18 protein-coding genes are annotated in these 18986 nt (G+C 45.9%); all 18 read left to right on the top strand.

The features are described from left to right. Positions 1–2: 2 nt before the first annotated feature. The 18 genes from VSQ61_RS13385 to VSQ61_RS13470 all read left to right on the top strand — a co-directional run bounded on the left by VSQ61_RS13385 (position 3) and on the right by VSQ61_RS13470 (position 18924). Positions 3–959 (top strand): ABC transporter permease, encoded by a 957-nt coding sequence (locus tag VSQ61_RS13385; RefSeq protein WP_334344920.1) that lies wholly within the window; start codon positions 3–5, stop codon positions 957–959. A gap of 13 nt (positions 960–972) precedes the next feature. Beyond that, entirely contained in the window at positions 973–2496 is a 1524-nt protein-coding gene (locus VSQ61_RS13390) for a xylulokinase (RefSeq protein ID WP_334344921.1), read from the top strand. A gap of 2 nt (positions 2497–2498) precedes the next feature. After that, the gene (locus tag VSQ61_RS13395) at positions 2499–3245 is read left to right on the top strand and encodes a hypothetical protein (RefSeq protein WP_334344922.1); all 747 of its coding nucleotides are present in this window, start codon (positions 2499–2501) and stop codon (positions 3243–3245) included. After that, positions 3242–3919 (top strand): hypothetical protein, encoded by a 678-nt coding sequence (locus VSQ61_RS13400; RefSeq protein WP_334344923.1) that lies wholly within the window; start codon positions 3242–3244, stop codon positions 3917–3919. Before VSQ61_RS13395 ends, VSQ61_RS13400 begins: the two co-directional genes overlap by 4 nt. 134 nt (positions 3920–4053) lie before the next feature. Then, complete coding sequence (locus tag VSQ61_RS13405) at positions 4054–4803, top strand: GntR family transcriptional regulator (RefSeq protein ID WP_334344924.1); 750 nt, start codon at positions 4054–4056, stop codon at positions 4801–4803. Positions 4804–4950: 147 nt separating this feature from the next. Then, positions 4951–5346 carry a VOC family protein gene (locus tag VSQ61_RS13410; RefSeq protein WP_334344925.1) on the top strand — a complete coding sequence of 132 codons (396 nt, stop codon included), beginning with the start codon at positions 4951–4953 and terminating at the stop codon, positions 5344–5346. Between the two features lie 28 nt (positions 5347–5374). Beyond that, positions 5375–6310, top strand: a complete 936-nt coding sequence (locus tag VSQ61_RS13415; RefSeq protein WP_334344926.1) for a shikimate dehydrogenase family protein — start codon at positions 5375–5377, stop codon at positions 6308–6310. An 11-nt stretch (positions 6311–6321) separates the two neighbouring features. After that, positions 6322–6897: a glucose-6-phosphate isomerase family protein gene (locus VSQ61_RS13420; RefSeq protein WP_334344927.1), complete on the top strand. Its 576-nt coding sequence runs from the start codon at positions 6322–6324 to the stop codon at positions 6895–6897. Positions 6898–6911: 14 nt separating this feature from the next. Further along, positions 6912–7847 (top strand): phosphotriesterase family protein, encoded by a 936-nt coding sequence (locus tag VSQ61_RS13425; RefSeq protein WP_334344928.1) that lies wholly within the window; start codon positions 6912–6914, stop codon positions 7845–7847. 20 nt (positions 7848–7867) lie between these two features. After that, the gene (locus tag VSQ61_RS13430; RefSeq protein ID WP_334344929.1) at positions 7868–8497 is read left to right on the top strand and encodes a bifunctional 4-hydroxy-2-oxoglutarate aldolase/2-dehydro-3-deoxy-phosphogluconate aldolase; all 630 of its coding nucleotides are present in this window, start codon (positions 7868–7870) and stop codon (positions 8495–8497) included. A 17-nt stretch (positions 8498–8514) separates the two neighbouring features. Then, a complete protein-coding gene (locus tag VSQ61_RS13435) occupies positions 8515–9474 on the top strand; it encodes a phosphoglycerate dehydrogenase (protein WP_334344930.1) in 960 nt (319 codons plus the stop codon). Between the two features lie 418 nt (positions 9475–9892). Continuing rightward, on the top strand, positions 9893–10741 hold the full coding sequence (gene licT, locus VSQ61_RS13440; RefSeq protein WP_334344931.1) for a BglG family transcription antiterminator LicT: 849 nt from the start codon (positions 9893–9895) through the stop codon (positions 10739–10741). Positions 10742–10853: 112 nt separating this feature from the next. Then, positions 10854–12710 carry a beta-glucoside-specific PTS transporter subunit IIABC gene (locus tag VSQ61_RS13445; RefSeq protein ID WP_334344932.1) on the top strand — a complete coding sequence of 619 codons (1857 nt, stop codon included), beginning with the start codon at positions 10854–10856 and terminating at the stop codon, positions 12708–12710. A gap of 50 nt (positions 12711–12760) precedes the next feature. Next, complete coding sequence (locus tag VSQ61_RS13450; protein ID WP_334344933.1) at positions 12761–14242, top strand: glycoside hydrolase family 1 protein; 1482 nt, start codon at positions 12761–12763, stop codon at positions 14240–14242. Positions 14243–14245: 3 nt separating this feature from the next. Then, positions 14246–15085: an HAD-IIB family hydrolase gene (locus VSQ61_RS13455; RefSeq protein ID WP_334344934.1), complete on the top strand. Its 840-nt coding sequence runs from the start codon at positions 14246–14248 to the stop codon at positions 15083–15085. 228 nt (positions 15086–15313) lie between these two features. Further along, positions 15314–15988: a response regulator transcription factor gene (locus VSQ61_RS13460; protein ID WP_334344935.1), complete on the top strand. Its 675-nt coding sequence runs from the start codon at positions 15314–15316 to the stop codon at positions 15986–15988. Then, entirely contained in the window at positions 15978–17519 is a 1542-nt protein-coding gene (locus VSQ61_RS13465; protein ID WP_334344936.1) for a sensor histidine kinase, read from the top strand. The genes VSQ61_RS13460 and VSQ61_RS13465 overlap by 11 nt, the downstream gene beginning before the upstream one ends. A 25-nt stretch (positions 17520–17544) precedes the next feature. Beyond that, positions 17545–18924 carry a hypothetical protein gene (locus VSQ61_RS13470; protein ID WP_334344937.1) on the top strand — a complete coding sequence of 460 codons (1380 nt, stop codon included), beginning with the start codon at positions 17545–17547 and terminating at the stop codon, positions 18922–18924. Positions 18925–18986 lie beyond the last annotated feature (62 nt).

An 18986-nucleotide genomic window follows, 5' to 3' on the forward strand; every position in this document is an offset into this window, starting at 1 on the left:
ATATGAAAGAAAAGAAGAGAGATTTCAGCATTTTCCAGAGAACAGAATTTTCTCTGATCTTGATTATTTTGGCATTGTACTTGGTGGCCGTCTTTGGAACAGCTAATTTTTTCACAGAATATAATCAGATGAATATTCTTAAACAATGCTCTATTAATGGTGTGATTGCAATTTCTGCTACCATGATCATTATCACAAGCGGAATTGATTTGAGTTGCGGTTCCATTGTTGGCATGTCAACCTTGATGGTGGCCATGGGGCAGGCAAAGTGGGGAATGTCAATTCCGGTATCTATTATTATAGCCCTTTTTGTAGGTGTCCTCTGCGGTTTGTACAATGCAGTTATTATTCACGAATTGAATGTGCCGCCTTTTATTGCAACACTGGGAAGCATGACAATCATTCGCGGCCTTATTAAGATAATCAGTAATGCAGGAACCATTGCAGGGCTTAAGATAGAATTTACCAATTTGGGCGTGTGCTCCTTTCTTAAGATTCCTTATCTGGCATGGCTTTGGATCTTTGTGGTCATTGTGGGATTTTTTATTTTGAAGTATACTTCCTTTGGAAGGAACATTTATGTTCTGGGCAGCGGTAAAGAAGTGGCAAAGCTCTGTGGCATTTCTATTCGGAGGACCATTTATATGACCTATGGATTTGCGGGTTTTCTGTGTGGAATTGCAGGGATTATGCTGGCAGCCAGAATTAATAGTGCAGTTCCGGCTGCTGGTCAGGGTTATGAGATGAATGCTATTGCTGCCTCAGTTATTGGAGGCGCCTCTCTTGCAGGAGCAAAGGGTGCAATTTTTGGCACTGCATTGGGTACAATTTTAATGACACTGATTGACAATGTGGGAATTCAGTTTGGAATCAATTCCTTCGTTATGGAGATTAGCACAGGTGTTCTTATCACTATTGCAGTAGTAGTAGATCAATTAAAAAATAGAAAAAGTAATTAGGAGGAACACAGATATGAAGTATATTATCGGAACAGATGTGGGAACCCAGTCGATTAAGGTACAGCTATATGATCAGAAGCTTAATCTGGTAGCCCAAACAAACACACCTCAGTATGTAGATACACCAAAGCCTATGTGGGCTACACAAAAGGCGGATGCCTGGTGGGAGATTGTAAAAGACAGTATTCACAAGGTTATGAAGGATGCAGATATTTCCAGTGAAGATGTGGCGGCTTTCGGATGCTGCGCACATATGCATGGAGCCGTTCCGGTAAAGATGGATGGGACAGTAGTGGAAGAGGATGTGCAGCTATACTGTGATAAACGGGGCAGCAGGATTGCGGAAGATTTCGCAGCCAGCCTTTCGGATGAAATTTATCAGCATTCGGCCAATGCGCCTATTGCTTCCTGGCATGGAATAAAAATCCGCTGGCTGAAGGACAACCGGCCAGAAGTATATAAAGCTGCGGATAAATTTTTGACACCCAAGGATTTTATCAATTTTAAGCTCACTGGAAAAGCATGTATCGATCCTTCCGAGGCTTCCGGAACTTTTGCCATGGACTGTGAGACTGATGAATGGTCAGATCAGCTTATTGGTTTTTTGGGCATTGACAAGGCAAAGCTGCCGTCTATTAAGAAAGCTTATGAGGTTATTGGCACTGTTAGCGAGAAAGCGGCTATGGAAACAGGACTTTCCACAAAGACATCCGTTATTACTGGCGGAGGTGATATGCTTAGCATGCTCTATGTGTCTGGTATGAATAAGCTGGGAAGCGTTGTGGATATTACAGGTACAGGTGCCACAATACAGGCTTATACCAGTAAACCGGTTATGGATAAAAGGATTATGAACCTGCGCCATGTACTGAATGGATGGGTACCCTTTGGAAATATCGATTCTGCCGGCGGCGCATTTCGGTGGCTGCGGGATAACTTAGCCAAGGATGAGACGAAGAAAGCTCATGAGAATGGAAAAGATGAATATGCGTATCTTTGTGAGTTAGCTGAACAAGTACCTGCAGGTGCAGACGGCCTCTATTTCCTCCCCTATCTAATGGGTGAACGAACAATGGGAAGCGCAGATTCCAGAGGTTGCTTTGTTGGCCTTTCTTTGGAAAAAAGCATTTCTCATATGGTTCGAGCTCTTCTTGAAGGTGTAGCCTTTGAATTCAAACGTACCTTGGATATCTTTGAGGCCAATGGGGAAAAGATTCAGTTAGTGTACCATTCCGGCGGAGCGGCCAAGGGTGACACCTGGAACCAGATTAAAGCAGATATTTACAATGTTCCCATTTATACTTTAGAGGCAGATGAAGGCGGAGCTTTGGGTGTGGCGCTGATGTCTGCAGTTGCCATGGGATTTGTGGATAATCTGGAAAAGGGTGCAGACAGTCTCTTGAAGGTTAAGAAGATTTATCAGCCCAATAAGGCAAATCGAGAATTATATGATAAGGCTTATCAGGTATTCTGTGAGCTGCATGATGTATTGCAGCCATCCTTTAAACATATGGCTCAAGTGCAGGAGGAGAAATAGGCATGGATTTTAATAGGATAAAAGATGCGGCTCTTGCAAAGCGGGTCAGGGAGGAAGGTGCGGCGCTTGTGGCACATTGCCATTTTGGGGTGCAGGGACTTACAAAGACAGAGGAGGATGTAAAGAAAGCCCTCTATCGTCTGTTGGATACTGGTTTTAAGCCAGTAGCTTTTGATACAGAGCCAACCTTTGTTAAGATGATCCAGGAGATTACGGAAGGAAGCATCCGCCTTCATGCGGCAGTTTCTTATCCACTGGGCCGTATGACGCTTAAAAAGAAGCTTCAGGATTTGGAAACTCTTCGAAAGCTTGGAATTGAGGATACCTGTGTGTGCCTTGACTGGCAGGCGATCTTCTCACACCGCTATGGGGATGTGGAGCGTGAAGCAGCAGTGATTATGAAGGAGTTTGATGGGAAATTTTTTAAGAATGCTTTTGTGATTCCGGCAACACTTCTTAGCGACACAGAGATGATAGAGGTTTTGAAGGCTCTGGATGCTGCGGGAGTATATTCTGTGAAGGTGAATCCAGGATGTAAGCTGGGAGTGTCTTATGAAGAAGTAATGCTGATTAAAAGGCATTTCCCCAATCGGTTTGATATTCATCCCTCCGGAAATATCCGCACATTAGAGCAATTTGAAAAATATTTGGAGCTGGGCTGCCAGGTGATCCATACGGCGAGCACACTGGATATTGCAGAAACCTATATGCAGAGACAGCTTCGACTGTATGGAGGGCTGTGCGAATGAAATATGCAGACAAGATGGAGTTTTCCAATATTCAGCTATATGAAGTTAGTGATATGCAGATAGAAAACCTTGTATTGAAGGCTGCCCGTACCGGGGCAGGTGTAGTAGTAGTAGGACCTTCCGGAGTTCCTGTGGTCAGTCGGGTGCTGACAGCAGAGGATAGAATTCTGGTGGACTGTGCACTTTCTTATCCTTCAGGAGCGTATCTGACAGAGCAAAAGGTACAGGAGATTGAGGATGTACTGGAAGAGTTGCCTCAAATTAACGAGCTTTACATCGTAATGCAGGTAGGAACTTATTTGAGCGGACACAAAGATATTATGAAAGAAGAACTTGTAAGTCTTGTAAAATCAGCAAAAGGTGTTCCGGTAAAGATTGTCACAGAGATTAGCGCTTTTAGCAAGGAGCAGATGAAGGAGGTTTGTGATGCAGCTGCAACGGCAGGGGCAAAGGGGATTGTAATCTCAGCTGATTTTGCACCTTATGACATTCCAGAACCAGACATCGAGCAGGTGAAGGAATTTGTGGAAGCGGCAGCAGGACGTTTTGAAGTGATCGGTGCAGGAGGGGTGACGGATGCAAAAAGATTTCTGGCTATGCTGGATGCAGGAGTTACCAGAGTAAATACGCCTGCCGCTTATGAAATATTAATGGAATTGAATAAAAAAATCTGAAATTCGGGAAAGCAGTTCCGGCAGGAAAGTTGACAAACAGTGGATTTATGCTAAGATAGGTATGAAAGATATAACAATCATACATTAATATTAGCAGTACATAGAAGAGACGCAGTACTGCCGGAGGGGGAACTATGCTGTTTGAAAAAAAGTTAGACAAGACGACACCCGTTCCATTGTATTACCAGTTAAAAGAACTGATTATGATGGAGATTCAAAGCGGTGATTATCCAAAGGGGAGCATGATTCCGACAGAAAGCGAGCTAAGTAAAATGTTTGGACTCAGCCGTACTACTGTACGGCAAGCCATTGCTGAATTGGTAAAGGAAGGCTGGCTGTATCGGGTGAGAAGCAAGGGGACATTTGTGTCCCAGCCCAAGGTGAATCAGGATTTTATCCAGAAGCTGGAATCCTATAATGAGCAGATACGGCGAACCGGCAGAACGCCTCATACAGAGGTGCTTGACTTTGATATAGTACCAGCCACATCAGAGGTTGCAGAGCATCTGGGGATTCAGCCGGGAGATAAAGTAATTTATCTGTACCGAAAGAGGTATGCAGACGATGAGCCCATTGTCATTCTTAAGACCTATCTGCCCTATGAACGTTGTTCTTTTCTTATGGGACACAATTTTGAGAAGGAATCCTTGTATGCGGTTCTCTCGCAGGATGATTCTGTGAAGGTTTATTGTGTTAAACGTCTGGTAGAGGCCATAGAAGCGACAGCTGATGATGCCGAGAAGCTGAATATGAAAAAAGGAAAACCTATTCAGTTCTTCACTTCGGTAGGCTGCAATGCATACGGACAGCCAATAGAGTTTTCGCTTGCCAGATACCGTGGAGATCGGAGCAGTTTTGAAGTGACGGTGTTTACAGAGGAATAAGAGGAAGATCCCAAATGTCAGATTTCAGGACAGGCGGGATCTTTTTTTAGGAAAACTCACAAAGTTATTTACAAACACAAAACAAAGGTATATTATAATGTTATAACAATACATCATTACATAGTTATAGGAAAGGAAGGCGATATAATGAAAATGGAAGGCTTTGCACATGTGGGATTGTTTGTAAATGATATCCAGAGTTCTGTTGCATTTTATACGAAAGTACTGGATTTTAAGCTCATATGGGAATCAATAAACCAGTGTCCGGAGGGAGACGTTCTTGTAAAGTTTATAGAAAATGGCGGCAGTGTCATTGAACTTGTACAATTTCCTTATACATTGGACAGAAAGGACGGCTGGTTTGATCACATTGCAATGAATGTGGAAGATATTGATGCAGTGATTAAAGTTTTGGAGGAAAAGGGTATTGAATTTGAGGAAGGCAGCTATACACATGCGCCGCAGACGTTCCCCAATGGATCAAAATGGGTCATGTTCCGGGGACCGGACGGAGAGCATCTGGAGTTAAACGAGAAACTATAGCTTAAAAATTTGCGAATGAGGTGAAAAAATGTTAAATGTAAAACCGGCTGAAAGGCCAACAATTTATTTTATTGGTGTTACTACAGGAAAATCTTCTATTATGCGTGTGTTTCCCAAGTGGGCAGAAGCTTTGGGACTGGATGCAGAGATCAAAGGAATTGATTTTAAGCCCCATTCTCCAGGGGAAGCGTACAGGGAGGCAGTAGAATTTATTAAAAATGATCCTCTTTCTCTGGGCGCCTTGGTGACAACACACAAGATTGATCTCTATAATGCCTGCAAGGATCTTTTTGAATATTTGGATCCATTTGCTCAAAAGCTTGGAGAGATTTCCGGCATATCGAAAAGAGATGGAAAACTTTGCGGTCATGCGAAGGATCCGATTTCCAGCGGCCTGGCGCTGGAGCACTTTGTGCCGGAGAAATACTGGGTGGAAAATAGCGGAAATGTCTTTTTGATGGGAGCAGGCGGTGCGGCTCTGGCCATGTCTCTGTACTTTGGGCGGGAAAAGACAGGAAATGATATTCCAAAGAAAATTATTATTTCCAACCGCAGTCTGCCAAGACTGGAATCAGCCAAAGAAATTTTAAATGACATGAATCCGGCTATTGCATTTGAATATCGTCATACTCCGTCACCGTCAGATAATGATGCAATATTAGCTTCTCTGCCTCCCCGCTCACTGATTGTCAATGCCACGGGTTTGGGGAAGGATGCGCCGGGGTCACCGCTTACGGATGCCTGCAGTTTTCCGAAAGACAGCTTGGTGTGGGAGATTAATTATCGGGGCGAACTGGTATTTATGGAGCAGGCAAAAGCACAGGCAGCAGAAAAAGGACTGGTGATAGAAGATGGATGGATTTATTTTATCCATGGCTGGACACAGGTTGTAGCAGAGGTATTTCATCTGGAAAATATAGCAGACAAAATACCGATGCTTAGTGAAATAGCGAAAAATGCGTAGGAGGGCAGAAAATGAATCATTTTAATTGGGATTACAGCTTTCTGGTGGACTTTGATTTAAATAATGGATTTTCCAAAACGGCAGAGACGACAAAACGGTATTTGTCTCAGATGAAAGATATGTTTTACGATGTAGAAGCAGCAGAAGAAATTTTGAAGACAGAGGATCCGCTGATTTATGAGTTTTACGAATTAGGCTTTCCGGAGAGAGAAGGGGATCTTGCATTTGGCACTACAATTCTCTATCCGGGATTGGTGGGTGAGGAGTATTATATGACAAAGGGGCATTTCCATACAAAGCTGGAGACTGCGGAGGTATATTATACCTTAAGCGGAGAAGGGTACATGGTTATGGAGAATCCGGAAGGCGATACCATAGAAATTCCTTTGGTGAAAGGACAGGCGCTGTATGTGCCCCGGCGGTATGCACACCGTTCGGTTAATACTGGAAATGAGCCATTGGTGATGTTTTTTACTTTTGATGCAGATGCAGGTCATGACTATGGGACGATTGAAACAAAAGGATATCATAAGATGGTGGTCGAGAGGCAGGGAAAGGCAGAGATTGTGCCGAATCCGAAATGGTAAGGCGGATACATACTGTGCTGGGAGAGGTGAAACCAGGCGAACTTGGATTTACCCAATGCCATGAACACCTTTTGATCAGCAAGGGGAAATCCTTTGAAATTAATCCTGCATTGTGTATGGATGAGCCTGACAAATCCATACAGGAGCTTAAGACCTATGGCGCGGCGGGAGGCAGGGCCGTAGTGGATGCACAGCCAGGCGGCTGTAATCGGGATGCGGCTGGATTGGAAGAAATCAGCAGGAAAACCGGCATTCATATAATAGCTTCTACAGGCTTTCATAAGCTGCAGTTTTATCCGGAGGAACATTGGATTCACACAATTCATCAAAAAGAACTGGAAGAATTTTACATATCCGAGCTTGTGCAGGGAATGTGTGTGAGCATCGACCGAGAGTGGATGCCAGAGCGTATAAGAGCAAAAGCAGGTATTATTAAAACAGCGTTGGATGTATGCGATCTCAGAGGACGCTATGGAGAACTGTTTGAAGCGGCGGCGGGGGCACAGAAGGCAACAGGTGCGCCTATGATGGTGCATATTGAGAAGGGGAGTGCCCCGGAGATTCTGACAGAGTTTCTGCAGGAACGGGGTGTGGATACTGGCCGGGTGTATTTTTGCCATATGGATCGGGCCTGTGAAAAAGAAGAAAGCTTTCTGAAAATTTTGAAAGCAGGAATTACACTGGAGTTTGATACCATAGGTCGTTTTAAATATCACAGTGATAAGGAAGAACTGGAATTAATAAAAAAGATTTTAAATTGGGGATTTGAGGAACAATTATTGTTTTCTCTGGATACCACACAAGAACGGTTAAAAGCTTATAACCCAAAAGCGGTAGGCTTGTCTTATATTCTGGAGACCTTTCTTCCTGCTATGAGGAAATGTGGAATTACAGAAGAGCAAATTCAGAAAATTGCAGAGGAAAATCCCCAAAGGATATTTGCCTGGTAAAAGGCATCAGGAGGCAGAACATGAATATTTATGAAGAGATAGAAAAATATAAAATAGTGCCGGTGGTAGTGCTTAAGGATGCACAAAATGCAGTAGATTTAGCGAAAGCATTGATTGCGGGAGGGCTACCTGTAGCAGAGGTTACTTTTCGGACAGAAGCAGCAGAGGAGGCGATTCGGACAATTGTAAAAGAACTTCCGGATATGTTAGTGGGAGCAGGAACGATCACGACAGCAGAGCAGGCGAAAAGAGCGTTGGATGCCGGGGCAAGGTTTTTGGTAACGCCTGGATTCTCTCGGTCTGTAACGGAATTTGCAGTAAAGCAGAGCTGCCCGATTTTCCCAGGCGTATGTACACCTACGGAGCTTATGATGGCCCAGGAGTATCATCTGTCGGTGGTAAAATTCTTTCCCGCTGCCCAGTATGGAGGACTCAATACAATTAAAGCTCTGTCAGGACCGTTCCCACAGATTCGCTTTATGCCTACAGGAGGAATTAATGCAGGAAATATAAAGGAATATTTGGGAAATCCAAAGATTATAGCCTGCGGCGGAAGCTGGATGGTAAAAGACAGTCTGATTCAGGAAGGCCGGTTTGATGAGATTGAGCGCCTGACCGCAGAAGCAGTCTCTCTCATAAATGAAAATTAAGGGAGGTGACAGAGCTTATGGCAGAATATAAGGTCCTTGTGACAGCGCGATCTTTTGGAACGGCTGATAATAAGGCGGTGGAACTTTTGGAAGAGCATGGCTGTACTGTGAAGAAGCTGGAAGCATCTAAAGGACCCATTTCGGAGCAGCTAAAGGGGGAACTTACGGATGCAGATGCGGTGATTGCCGGATTGGAGGATTACAAAGCGGATCTACTGCAGGGGGCTTCAAAGCTTAAGGTTATTTCCCGCTATGGAGTAGGATACGATAAAGTAGATCTGGAAGCGGCCAAAAGACAGGGTATTGCAGTCACCATAACACCGGGAGCAAACGGAGATTCTGTAGCAGATCTGGCTGTAGCACTGATGTTAAATTGCGCCAGAAATGTAACCTTTATGGATAATGGGATCAAAAAAGGAGAAGCAGTTAGGCCGGCAGGAGTAGAAATGTGGGAGAAAACCCTGGGGGTAATAGGAGCCGGGCGAATCGGAAAAGGTGTAGCCAGGAGATGCATGGGGTTTAAAATGCGGGTTCTGTGCTGTGATCAGTATCAGGACGAGGCATTTGCCAGTGAGTGCAATGCAGAATATGTAGACCTGGATACGTTAATCAGTGAGTCGGATTATATTACGATACACTCCCCTTTGACACCTGAAACACAGAATTTAATCGGGAAAGAGCAGCTTCGAATGATGAAAAAGGAGGCTATCCTGATAAATACAGCAAGAGGTGGAATTATCGATGAGGATGCCTTGTATGAAGCATTAAAATCCGGAGAAATCCGGGCAGCAGCCCTGGATGCAACTGTGGACGAAGAACCTTCCAAGAGTAAGCTGAATGAATTGCCAAATTGTATTTTAACGCCTCATGCAGGTGCGGCAACTAGGGAAGCCAGCAGCAAGATGAGCTTGATGGCAGCCCGGAATGTGCTGGAGGTGTTGGAGACAGGAGAAAGCCGGAATCAGATAACTATCTAGTAAAAGAAAAGATTATAAGGGAAAAATCTGAAGAAAAGCCATTGTAATAATCGGAGGCAGTTGAAAAGTGAGGTAGTTTTAGCTTTTCAACTGCTTCCAACTTTTTTGAAATATCAGAGGATAGTTATGATATTCTTTATGAGACAGTTGAAAATTGTATGGATATTTTTCACAAATATAGGATGTAAAAATTGTGAATTTCGACAAAAAAATAAAAACCCATTGACAGAAAATTTTATTGTGTTATTATATTCACGTAGACGTTTACAAGACATATACATAGCTTGATGAGGATTGTTACTGGGAAGCAGGCAATACCGAAAGCAGAGGATGATTGCTTTTGGTGGCCTGTATTTTTTTGTCCCTTCGGGAAATATATCCGTCAGACAAGGAGAGATTTAAACTCAGAAAGCGAGGGATGGCTCTGAAGATAGTGAAAGTACTGAACAATAATGTGGTTATTTCTCTGAATGAAAAGGGAGAGGACATTATTGTAATGGGAAGCGGAATCGCTTTTCAGAAAAAACGGGGGGATACCATAGAGAAGGATAAGATTGAGCGTATCTTTTCCCAGCAGGTTCCGGACCTGGCGGCAAGGTTTCAGAAGATACTGAGTGAGATTCCCGGGGAATATCTGGAGATTACCGAGAAGATCATAGAGAATGCCAGAAAGAAGCTGGAACATGATTTTGATGATAATATCTATCTTTCTCTCATGGACCATATTCACTTCAGTGTTCAGAGATACCGGGAAGGAATGCTGATTAAGAATCAGCTTCTGACGGAAACGAAGATGATGTACCGAAGAGAGTATGAGGCGGCTATGGAGGCCCTTAAGCTTATTAACCGGACCTTCAAAGTGGAACTTCCGGAGGACGAAGCAGGCTTTATCGCATTTCACTTTGTAAATGCCAGCATGAACGGCTCCATGGAAGACACCATACAAAGAACACGGATTGTGCAGGATACTCTGACTATCATCCGCAACTACTTTAAGATGGATTTTCAGGAGGATTCTCTTGATTATTACCGTCTGGTGACCCATCTTAAGTTCTTCGTACAGAGAATGATAGATAAAAAACCTCTTACATCTACGGATGGCGACAAACAGCTATTAGAGCTTGTGGAAAATAATTATAAGAAGTCCTATGAATGTGTGCAGCGGATTGCCAAATACATTCATTTGGAATTCGGGTATTCAGTTGGAGAGCAGGAAAAGCTTTATCTGACAATTCATATTGAACGTGTAAGAGAACATAATGCTTAGGATTGTTACTTGTAATGGAGGCAAGACCTGAATTAATGTATCGGCAGGGATATTTTAATTTGGGTCTTTTTCTTTTTCCTATTTTACTTATTGAAAGAAAGGCGGACTGATTATGGATGCAAAAAAACTGGCCGGACAGATTCTAAAGGAAGTGGGCGGCAAAGAGAACATCAAGGAAATGTTTCACTGTGTAACAAGGCTGCGGTTTTATCTCAAGGATAAATCTACGGTAGATTTAGAGAAGATTAAGGCGTTGGACGGAGTAATTGGAGCCCAGTATCAGACAGAGCAGCTTCAGATTATCATTGGAAATGAAGTAAATGCCGTATACGATGCGGCCATAGCCCAGACAGGCTTTATCCACAATGAAGAAACCCTGGCCCAGAAGAAAAAATTCAAGGCAACGGGATTATTTGAGACCATGGCAGCTATTTTCCTGCCTACCATCCCCGTATTGGCCGGAACGGGTATGATTAAGGGGCTTATCACAATCCTGACCTCCTACTGCGGTTTTGATGCGGCTTCGGATTTTATTACGGTACTGACTATTGCCGGGGATTGTGTATTCTATTTCTTTCCATTCCTGGTAGCCTGGTCTGCATCCAAACGATTTAAGACAGATACGGCTTGCGCCATGGCACTGGCAGGCTGCTTGCTATATCCAACCATGACAGCCGGACTTGCAGAAGGCGCAGCGCCTCTTCATTTTCTGGGAATGCCCATACCCTTTGTAAAGTATGCGGCAAGCAGTATTCCCATTATCTTAACGGTGCTGGTGCTAAGCTTTGTGTATAAGTGGATTGACAAGGTGATTCCAAAGGTGCTTCGGCTGGTGTTCACTCCGATGCTCGTAATGTTGATTATGGCACCACTGACCTTGATAGGCATTGCGCCGCTGGCAAATTACATTTCCAGAATTCTTGTAACCATTGTGAAATTCCTTTATGATTTGTCTCCTATTATCGCAGGTGCCATTGTAGGAGGAACCCGACTTCTGGTAGTGCTTACCGGTATGCATCTTTCCCTGGGTGCTATCTGTATGGAAAATCTGAATCAGTTTGGTTATGACTTCCTGCTTCCTATGAATACTATGGGGACTCTGGCACTGTTTGGCGTCTGCATGGGCGTTATGGTAAGGGCGAAGAAGAGTGAAAATAAATCCGTAGGAGCATCCACAGCAATTTCTTCCTTTATCGGAATTACGGAGCCTGGCATATATGGTATTCTGTTGAAATTTAAGAACGCTTTGCTTGCCGTAATGATAGCAGGTGCGGCAGGCGGAGCCATTGTAGGAGCCTTTGGGGGCCGTGCAACTGCTTATGTAAATTCTTGTATCCTGTCTCTTCCGGTATTTATGGGAGAGGGTTTCTGGGCCGTATGCCTTGGCATGGCCGTTGCAGCCGGTCTTGGTTTTGTATTGGTTATGGTTATGGGCCTTTCTGAGGAAAAGAATGAGCCGAAGGCAGAGCCAAAAACTCAGAATCAGCCGGCAGCGGCAGTTGGAGAAAAGAAGAATTCAGTCATCTACGCACCGGTTACCGGAACCCTGATTCCGCTTGAACAGGTAAAGGATGTAGTATTCTCTTCCGGAACCATGGGCAAGGGAATTGCTGTAGACCCGGAGGACGGCGTGATCACAGCGCCCTTTGACGGCACGGTGACAGCCCTTTATCCTACAAAGCATGCGGTTGGAATCACCTCTGAGGATGGTGTGGAATGTATCATCCATGTTGGAGTGGATACGGCGAATCTCCAGGGAAAGCATTTTGAGGTAAAGGTAAAGGAGAATCAGAAGGTAAAGGCCGGGGATGTTCTGCTGGAGGTAGACCTGGCGGCGATATTGAAGGAGGGCTATTCTCTGGTGACCCCCGTTCTGGTAACTAACTCCGATGAATATCTGGATGTGCTTCCCAACGAGACGGAAGGCATGATTGCAAAGAGTGAAGTTTTACTGACTGTTATAAAATAAAAAGGTATTGTTAGAGACACTGCAAAACTAAAAAGTAGGAGGAACTAAATATGTATAACAACACATCACCATTAAAATTTCCCGAAAATTTCCTATGGGGAGGCGCAACCGCCGCCAACCAGATTGAGGGCGCATGGAACGAGGACGGCAAGGGCATGACCATCGAGGACTGCCTGCCCTATCGAGAGGTCGGAGTTGCTGATTTTACCAAGCAGTTTGCATTCACAAGCAAGGATTTGGACGAGGCCCTGGCAGCAGGCCCGGAGGCTAATTATCCGAAACGCAGAGGCATTGATTTTTATCATTACTATAAAGAAGATATTAAGATGTTTGCTGAAATGGGCTATAAAGTATTCCGTATGTCCATATGCTGGTCCCGGATTTTTACAGATCCCAGGGATGAGAAGCCCAATGAAGCCGGAATAGCGTTTTATGAAGATATGTTCAAGGAATGCAAAAAATACGGAATTGAACCGTTGGTAACCCTGTCTCACTACGATCCGCCGGTAGTTCTGGCAACAGATTACCGGGGCTGGTATTCCAGAGAGGTAATTGATCTCTTTGAAAAATACGCCCGTGTCTGCTTTGAACGTTTTGGAAAGTATGTGAAATATTGGCTGACTTTTAACGAGGTAGATGCTATGCTCCGTCATCCGGTTACAAGCGGTGCGCTGATTGAGGATCGTTTTACAGATATGCCGTTTGAGCAGGCCATTTACCAGGCCATGCATCATCAGATGATTGCAAGTGCAAAAGCAGTTAAGATTGGACACGAAATACTTCCGGATGCGCAGATAGGCTGTATGATGACAAAGCTCTGCTTCTACCCCTTCACCTGTAAGCCGGAGGACAATCTTGCCAATCAGCAGAGAATGAGAGGCATCTACCGTTATGTAGATATTCAGGTATTTGGAGAATACCCCAGATACTTGTTGAAGGAGATTGAGAATAAAGGCTACACCATTCAGATGGCACCGGAGGATGCTCAGATTCTTAAAGATGGCTGTGTGGATTTTGTATCCTTCTCCTACTATATGACGAGCTGTATGGCTGCCAATACGGAGGGGCTTGATATGGCACCCGGCAATACGGTAAACGGCGTGAAGAATCCCTACCTGCCATCTTCCGAATGGGGCTGGCAGACAGATCCCACCGGACTGCGCATTTCCCTGGTGGAGCTGTATGACCGCTACCGCAAGCCCCTCTTTATCGTGGAAAATGGCCTGGGAGCAAAGGATGTGGTAGCAGAGGACGGCAAGGTTCACGATCCCTACCGCTGTGAGTACTTAAGAGACCATGTGAAAGCCATGAGCGACGCCATCAACGAGGACGGCGTAGACCTGTGGGGCTATACCTGGTGGGGCTGCATTGATCTGGTCAGCGAATCTACAAGGCAGATGTCCAAGCGCTACGGCTTTATCTATGTGGATATGGACGATTATGGAAAAGGAACCTTCAAGCGCATTAAGAAAGACAGCTTTGACTATTACAGACAAGTTATCGAGAGCAACGGCGAAAATCTGGAGTATTAAGACATGATTCGGCATGCGGTAAGTGATCTGGACGGAACCCTGTTAAATGGCAGCTTTGAGTGGGATCAAGTGATAGAAAATGAGATCAGTCGGGTTCTGGAACAAGGCTATGATTTTGCGGCTGCCACCGGACGGACCGAGGAAGGCGTAAAAAACTGCCCGGGACTTTGGCACATGCCCGTATATCTGATTTTAATGAACGGTGCATTGATTCTGGACCCGAAGCGGCGTCCCATTCTGGTAACAGAGGTTTCCCGGCAGACAAAGGAGTATTTCTTAAGAGAATACCCAAAAGCAAATCTGGAATTTATCACCCAGGAGGGAACCCTCACAAGGCTGAGCCGGGACGCCTACATCCGGGAATACGGTGCCTGGGATATGTGGCGGAAAAAAGTACTGGACAAACGGGAGAGCGGCTATTATGATCGCTATATGGCCCGGATTACCTTTAATTGTACCGAAGAAGAGATTCGTAATGCTCCTGTGCTGAAAATCAACGGTCTGGAGCTTAAGGACGAACCATATGGCCGGATGCTTGCGGACCTTGCGGAATCACTCACGGATGCGGTGAATGCGCCCTTTGCGGATCACGTCATAGAAGTAACGGACAGGGGAGCATCCAAGGCAAAGGCTCTGCTCTGGCTCTGCGATCATTTGGGATGGAAAAAGGAAGAGACAGCCGTGTTCGGAGACGGAGGAAATGATGTGGAGATGCTGCACATATTCCCCCATTCCTATGCGCCGGCAGACGCATCCCCCGAAGCGAGAGCCGCAGCTTCCGAGATTCTGCCCCCGAAGCGGGAATATGCGGTGGTTGAAAAAATTAGGGAATTATTTATCTGATACAATCTGTTTACAACTTTGATAAAAATATGCTATACCATTGGTGTAGCATATTTTTTGTATGGTAGAAATTATATCTGAAGAGTATACCTTACCTGACGAAGTCCGCAAACCCCTAGGAGGATGCATGAATGGGGTACCATAGGGTATAATTTTCTACGATATACAGGATTCTTGAGTACTTTTTTAACAGCCTGAAAGTACCTCATAAAAAGGAGTGCAAAAAAGATGGACCAGAAGCGAATCCTGGTAATAGAGGACGAGAAGCCCATAGCAGACATTTTAAAATACGGATTTGAGAAAGAGGGCTTCGAGGTGGCCTGTGCCCACACGGGAGGCAGCGGCCTTGAAAAGGCGGAGGAATACGAGCCGGACATGGTGCTTTTAGACTGGATGCTCCCGGACATCGCCGGCGTTGACGTGTGCCGTATGCTCACCGAGCGGTACAACATCCCCATCATCATGCTGACCGCCCGTGGAAATGTGGAGGATAAGCTCTACGGCCTGGAATCCGGGGCCGACGATTATATCACCAAGCCCTTTGACTTAAGGGAAGTGGTAGCCCGTGTACGCACCATCCTGCGGCGTTTTGACCGTGTCCGGGGCATCCGGCAGGAGGAACCTGCGGCAGAGGGACTTACCGTATCCGAGCAGGAGCGCATGGTCTACCGAAACGGGGAAGCCGTGGAGCTGACCCCGAAGGAGTACGATTTGCTCATCTATTTTTTGAAACATCCCAGACAGGTATTTACCAGAGTGATACTCTTAGAACAGATCTGGGGCTACGACTACGCAGGTGACACCCGGACCGTGGACATACACATCCAGCGTCTGCGCCGAAAGACAGGGCTTGGGGACAAGCTTGTGACTGTATTTGGAGTGGGATATAAATATGTACCATAAAAAATCTCGTGAAAATGGAACAGGGCTTCGTTTTGGGATTCGCATGCAGATGACTGTGGGTCTAATTGCCGTGTTCCTGATCAGTGGGATTTTTTTATACTGGATATCGGACCGGCAGCTCCAAAAAAGCCGGGAGGATCAGATCATAAGGGAGCTTCAGACCATTCGGGAAAATACGGAGATCTATGTGCGTCAGCTTTTGATATTAAACAACGCCAACAACGATGAGGAAAGCTTCGACAATCTGGCGGAAACAATTGTGCAGGAAATGTACGGATCCTCCGGGCGCTACGAGTTGGCGGCCTACTCCAAGGACGGAGAGCTTCTGGCATACAACTACCGGAAGAACCACAGCGACGGCAAAGAGGGAGGGGCCGAAGAGCTTAAGGAGGCGGTAGACGGAAATACGGCATTCACCCTGGTATACTCCGAGACAGGCACTCTGGAGGTCTGGTTTGCAATGCCGGTGATTGTAGCTGAAAAAAATGTAGGTATCATTCGCTACTGCATGGATTATACGGAGCTCTGGCAGCAGGGAGAGCAGATGAAAGGCATTATCATCCGGGCCTCTGCAGCCGTATTTGCGGCAGCCTTTGTATTGATTTTTCTTCTTTTAAATCGGATTATCAAGCCCGTTCAGCGTCTGACCAAGGTATCCAGGCAGATGAGCCTTGATCTGGAGCAGGACGAGGTCAATACGGAGCTTCTGGCAGGACTGGCCTCTTCCGCCAGACGGGACGAGATGGGAGAGCTGTCCAGACATTACAGCGCCATGCTGGGCAAGGTGGGCCAGTATATTCAGAAAATGCAGGATGACCGGGATCAGATCCTAAAGCTTCTGAACAGCCGCCAGGAATTCTACAACAATGTAACCCATGAGCTGAAAACCCCTCTTACCACCATCCAGGGCTATGCCCAGCTTATTGAAGCGGACCAGGGGGGCGATGAGGAACTGATTGAAAAGGGGGTGGAGCATATTCTCCACGAGAGCACAAGACTTCATCGGATGGTAATTCAGCTTCTGGAAATGGCGGACCGGGCGGAGCGGGAAGAAAAAGCACAGGTAGATATGGGAAATCTGATTCGAAGCGTCTCCGAGGCCATGGAGATCAAGGCCAACCGCTATGGAGCATTTATCCGGCTGAAGCTGGAGCAGAATCTCTATGTGTGGGGCCAGGAGGAGCGGCTTCGCCAGGTATTTATTAACCTCATTGACAATGCGGTGAAATATGGGGAAGAAGGAACCGAGATTCGGATTTCCGGAGGATACCGGAAGGGCCGTGTACTCTTCTCCGTGTCAAATAAGGGAAAGCAGATGAGCCAGGAAGAATTAAAGCATATTTTTGAACCTTTCTATCGGGCGGATAAAGAATTTTCCAGAGAGCAGGGGAGTGCCGGTCTGGGACTGTCCATCTGCCAGAAGATTATGCGGGAGCACAAGGGCGTGCTCTGGGCGGAAAACCGCCCCGACGGGCGAATAGGTTTCTTCCTGCTTTTTCCGTCCTTCGAAAAACAGGAGAAAATATCATGAGCAGGAGCCGGAAAGGAGAGAGCCTATGAGGAACCGAAAACATTTGCGATGGAGCATAAGCGTACTCTTTCTTAGCCTGTCTCTTTTTGCAGGCTGCCGGAGAGTTCCGGAGCCGAAGACCATGCTGCTTCCGGAGGAAGAGACGGAACAGGGAGTTGCTCTTGAGGGAGAAGAAGGGGATCGCTATGCGGTCCGGAAAATGTATAATGAGGATTACTCCAGCCTCTTATATGGAGGTTATACGGCCTTTTTGCCGGGAGCCGGGGAGCACAAGGTACGCTTGGCGGAGCTGGGAACGGACGGCCTGCGAGTGCGGACACTGGATTACCGTTATGGCTTTTATGACACAGGACTGTTTCCTGTGGGAGAGCTTATGGCGGCCATTGGAATAACACTGACATGGGAGAAGGGAAGTGTAGAACAACAGAGAATGCAGACAGATTTTTTCTCTCCTGATGGAAAATACCTGCTGTATATGCGGCTCGATCAATCCTATGTGGGAGGACAGCTGTATTTGATGAATTTGGAGACAGGAGAAGAGGAGCTTCTGCTGGACGGAGATGAGGAAGGGTATTCCGGAGGGCAGTTTATGATTATGGCTGCATGGAGCCGGGACGGTTCGCTTTTGTGCTATGGTTTTTATCCAAGGAATGTGGACATATGGGATTCCTACATGGGTGATAAGTTTATTCTCCATTACCGGAACATGGAGACAGGGGAAGAGGTTAACCGCCTGAATTATTACTACTCCGGAACTATAGGAAAGGTAGAAAATCTGGAGGAAACCCGACTTTATGTAGATTGGAAGGGAGAAGACATACTTACAGCCATAGTTTCGGAGATTGCTGAGACAGAGACAAAGAACGCTTCCAATGCTCAAGTACGAATCGACTTTTTTACACAACAAATTCCCGAGCCGGGACGGGAGACAGAAGGAGTAGTAATCCCCCATGTGGCCAATTGCCCAAGGAACAGCAAATTATATCTGGATGCAGGAGCGGGATACCTGTACTTCACCTCGGCGGAGGAAGGGATCATAAGCCTGGATGTGGCGGACGGCGCCTATGTAAATACCATACCTATAGGAGCTGCCAAAGGAATTCAGGATTTTTGTGTTCTGGACGATGGAGAGGCATTTGTGGTAGCGGAATATGACAGAGACCATACAGGCTACGCAAACCCTCAGGATATTTGCCTGTACACTATGTCAGAAGAAGGCATGACCAGACGCGTACTATATCAAAATGCAGGGTATGTCATACGTCTCCAGTACGACGCTGTCTACCGAAGGCTCCTAGCAGAGACTGGGGTTGAATACTATGAAAAAGAAATGCAGGCAAAAGCTGGCGGCGATACCCAGCTGCAATGGGACTCGGAACGCAGGGCGTTAGTGCTGGAGTTTTAGCGCTAGTTGAGCCATGCAAAAAGAATCAGGCAAGGAGTTTGTGCGAGCTGGCTCGCTAAGAA

Origin of the sequence: Candidatus Merdisoma sp. JLR.KK006 (genome assembly GCF_036941035.1) — a bacterium.
Classification (GTDB): domain Bacteria; phylum Bacillota; class Clostridia; order Lachnospirales; family Lachnospiraceae; genus Laedolimicola.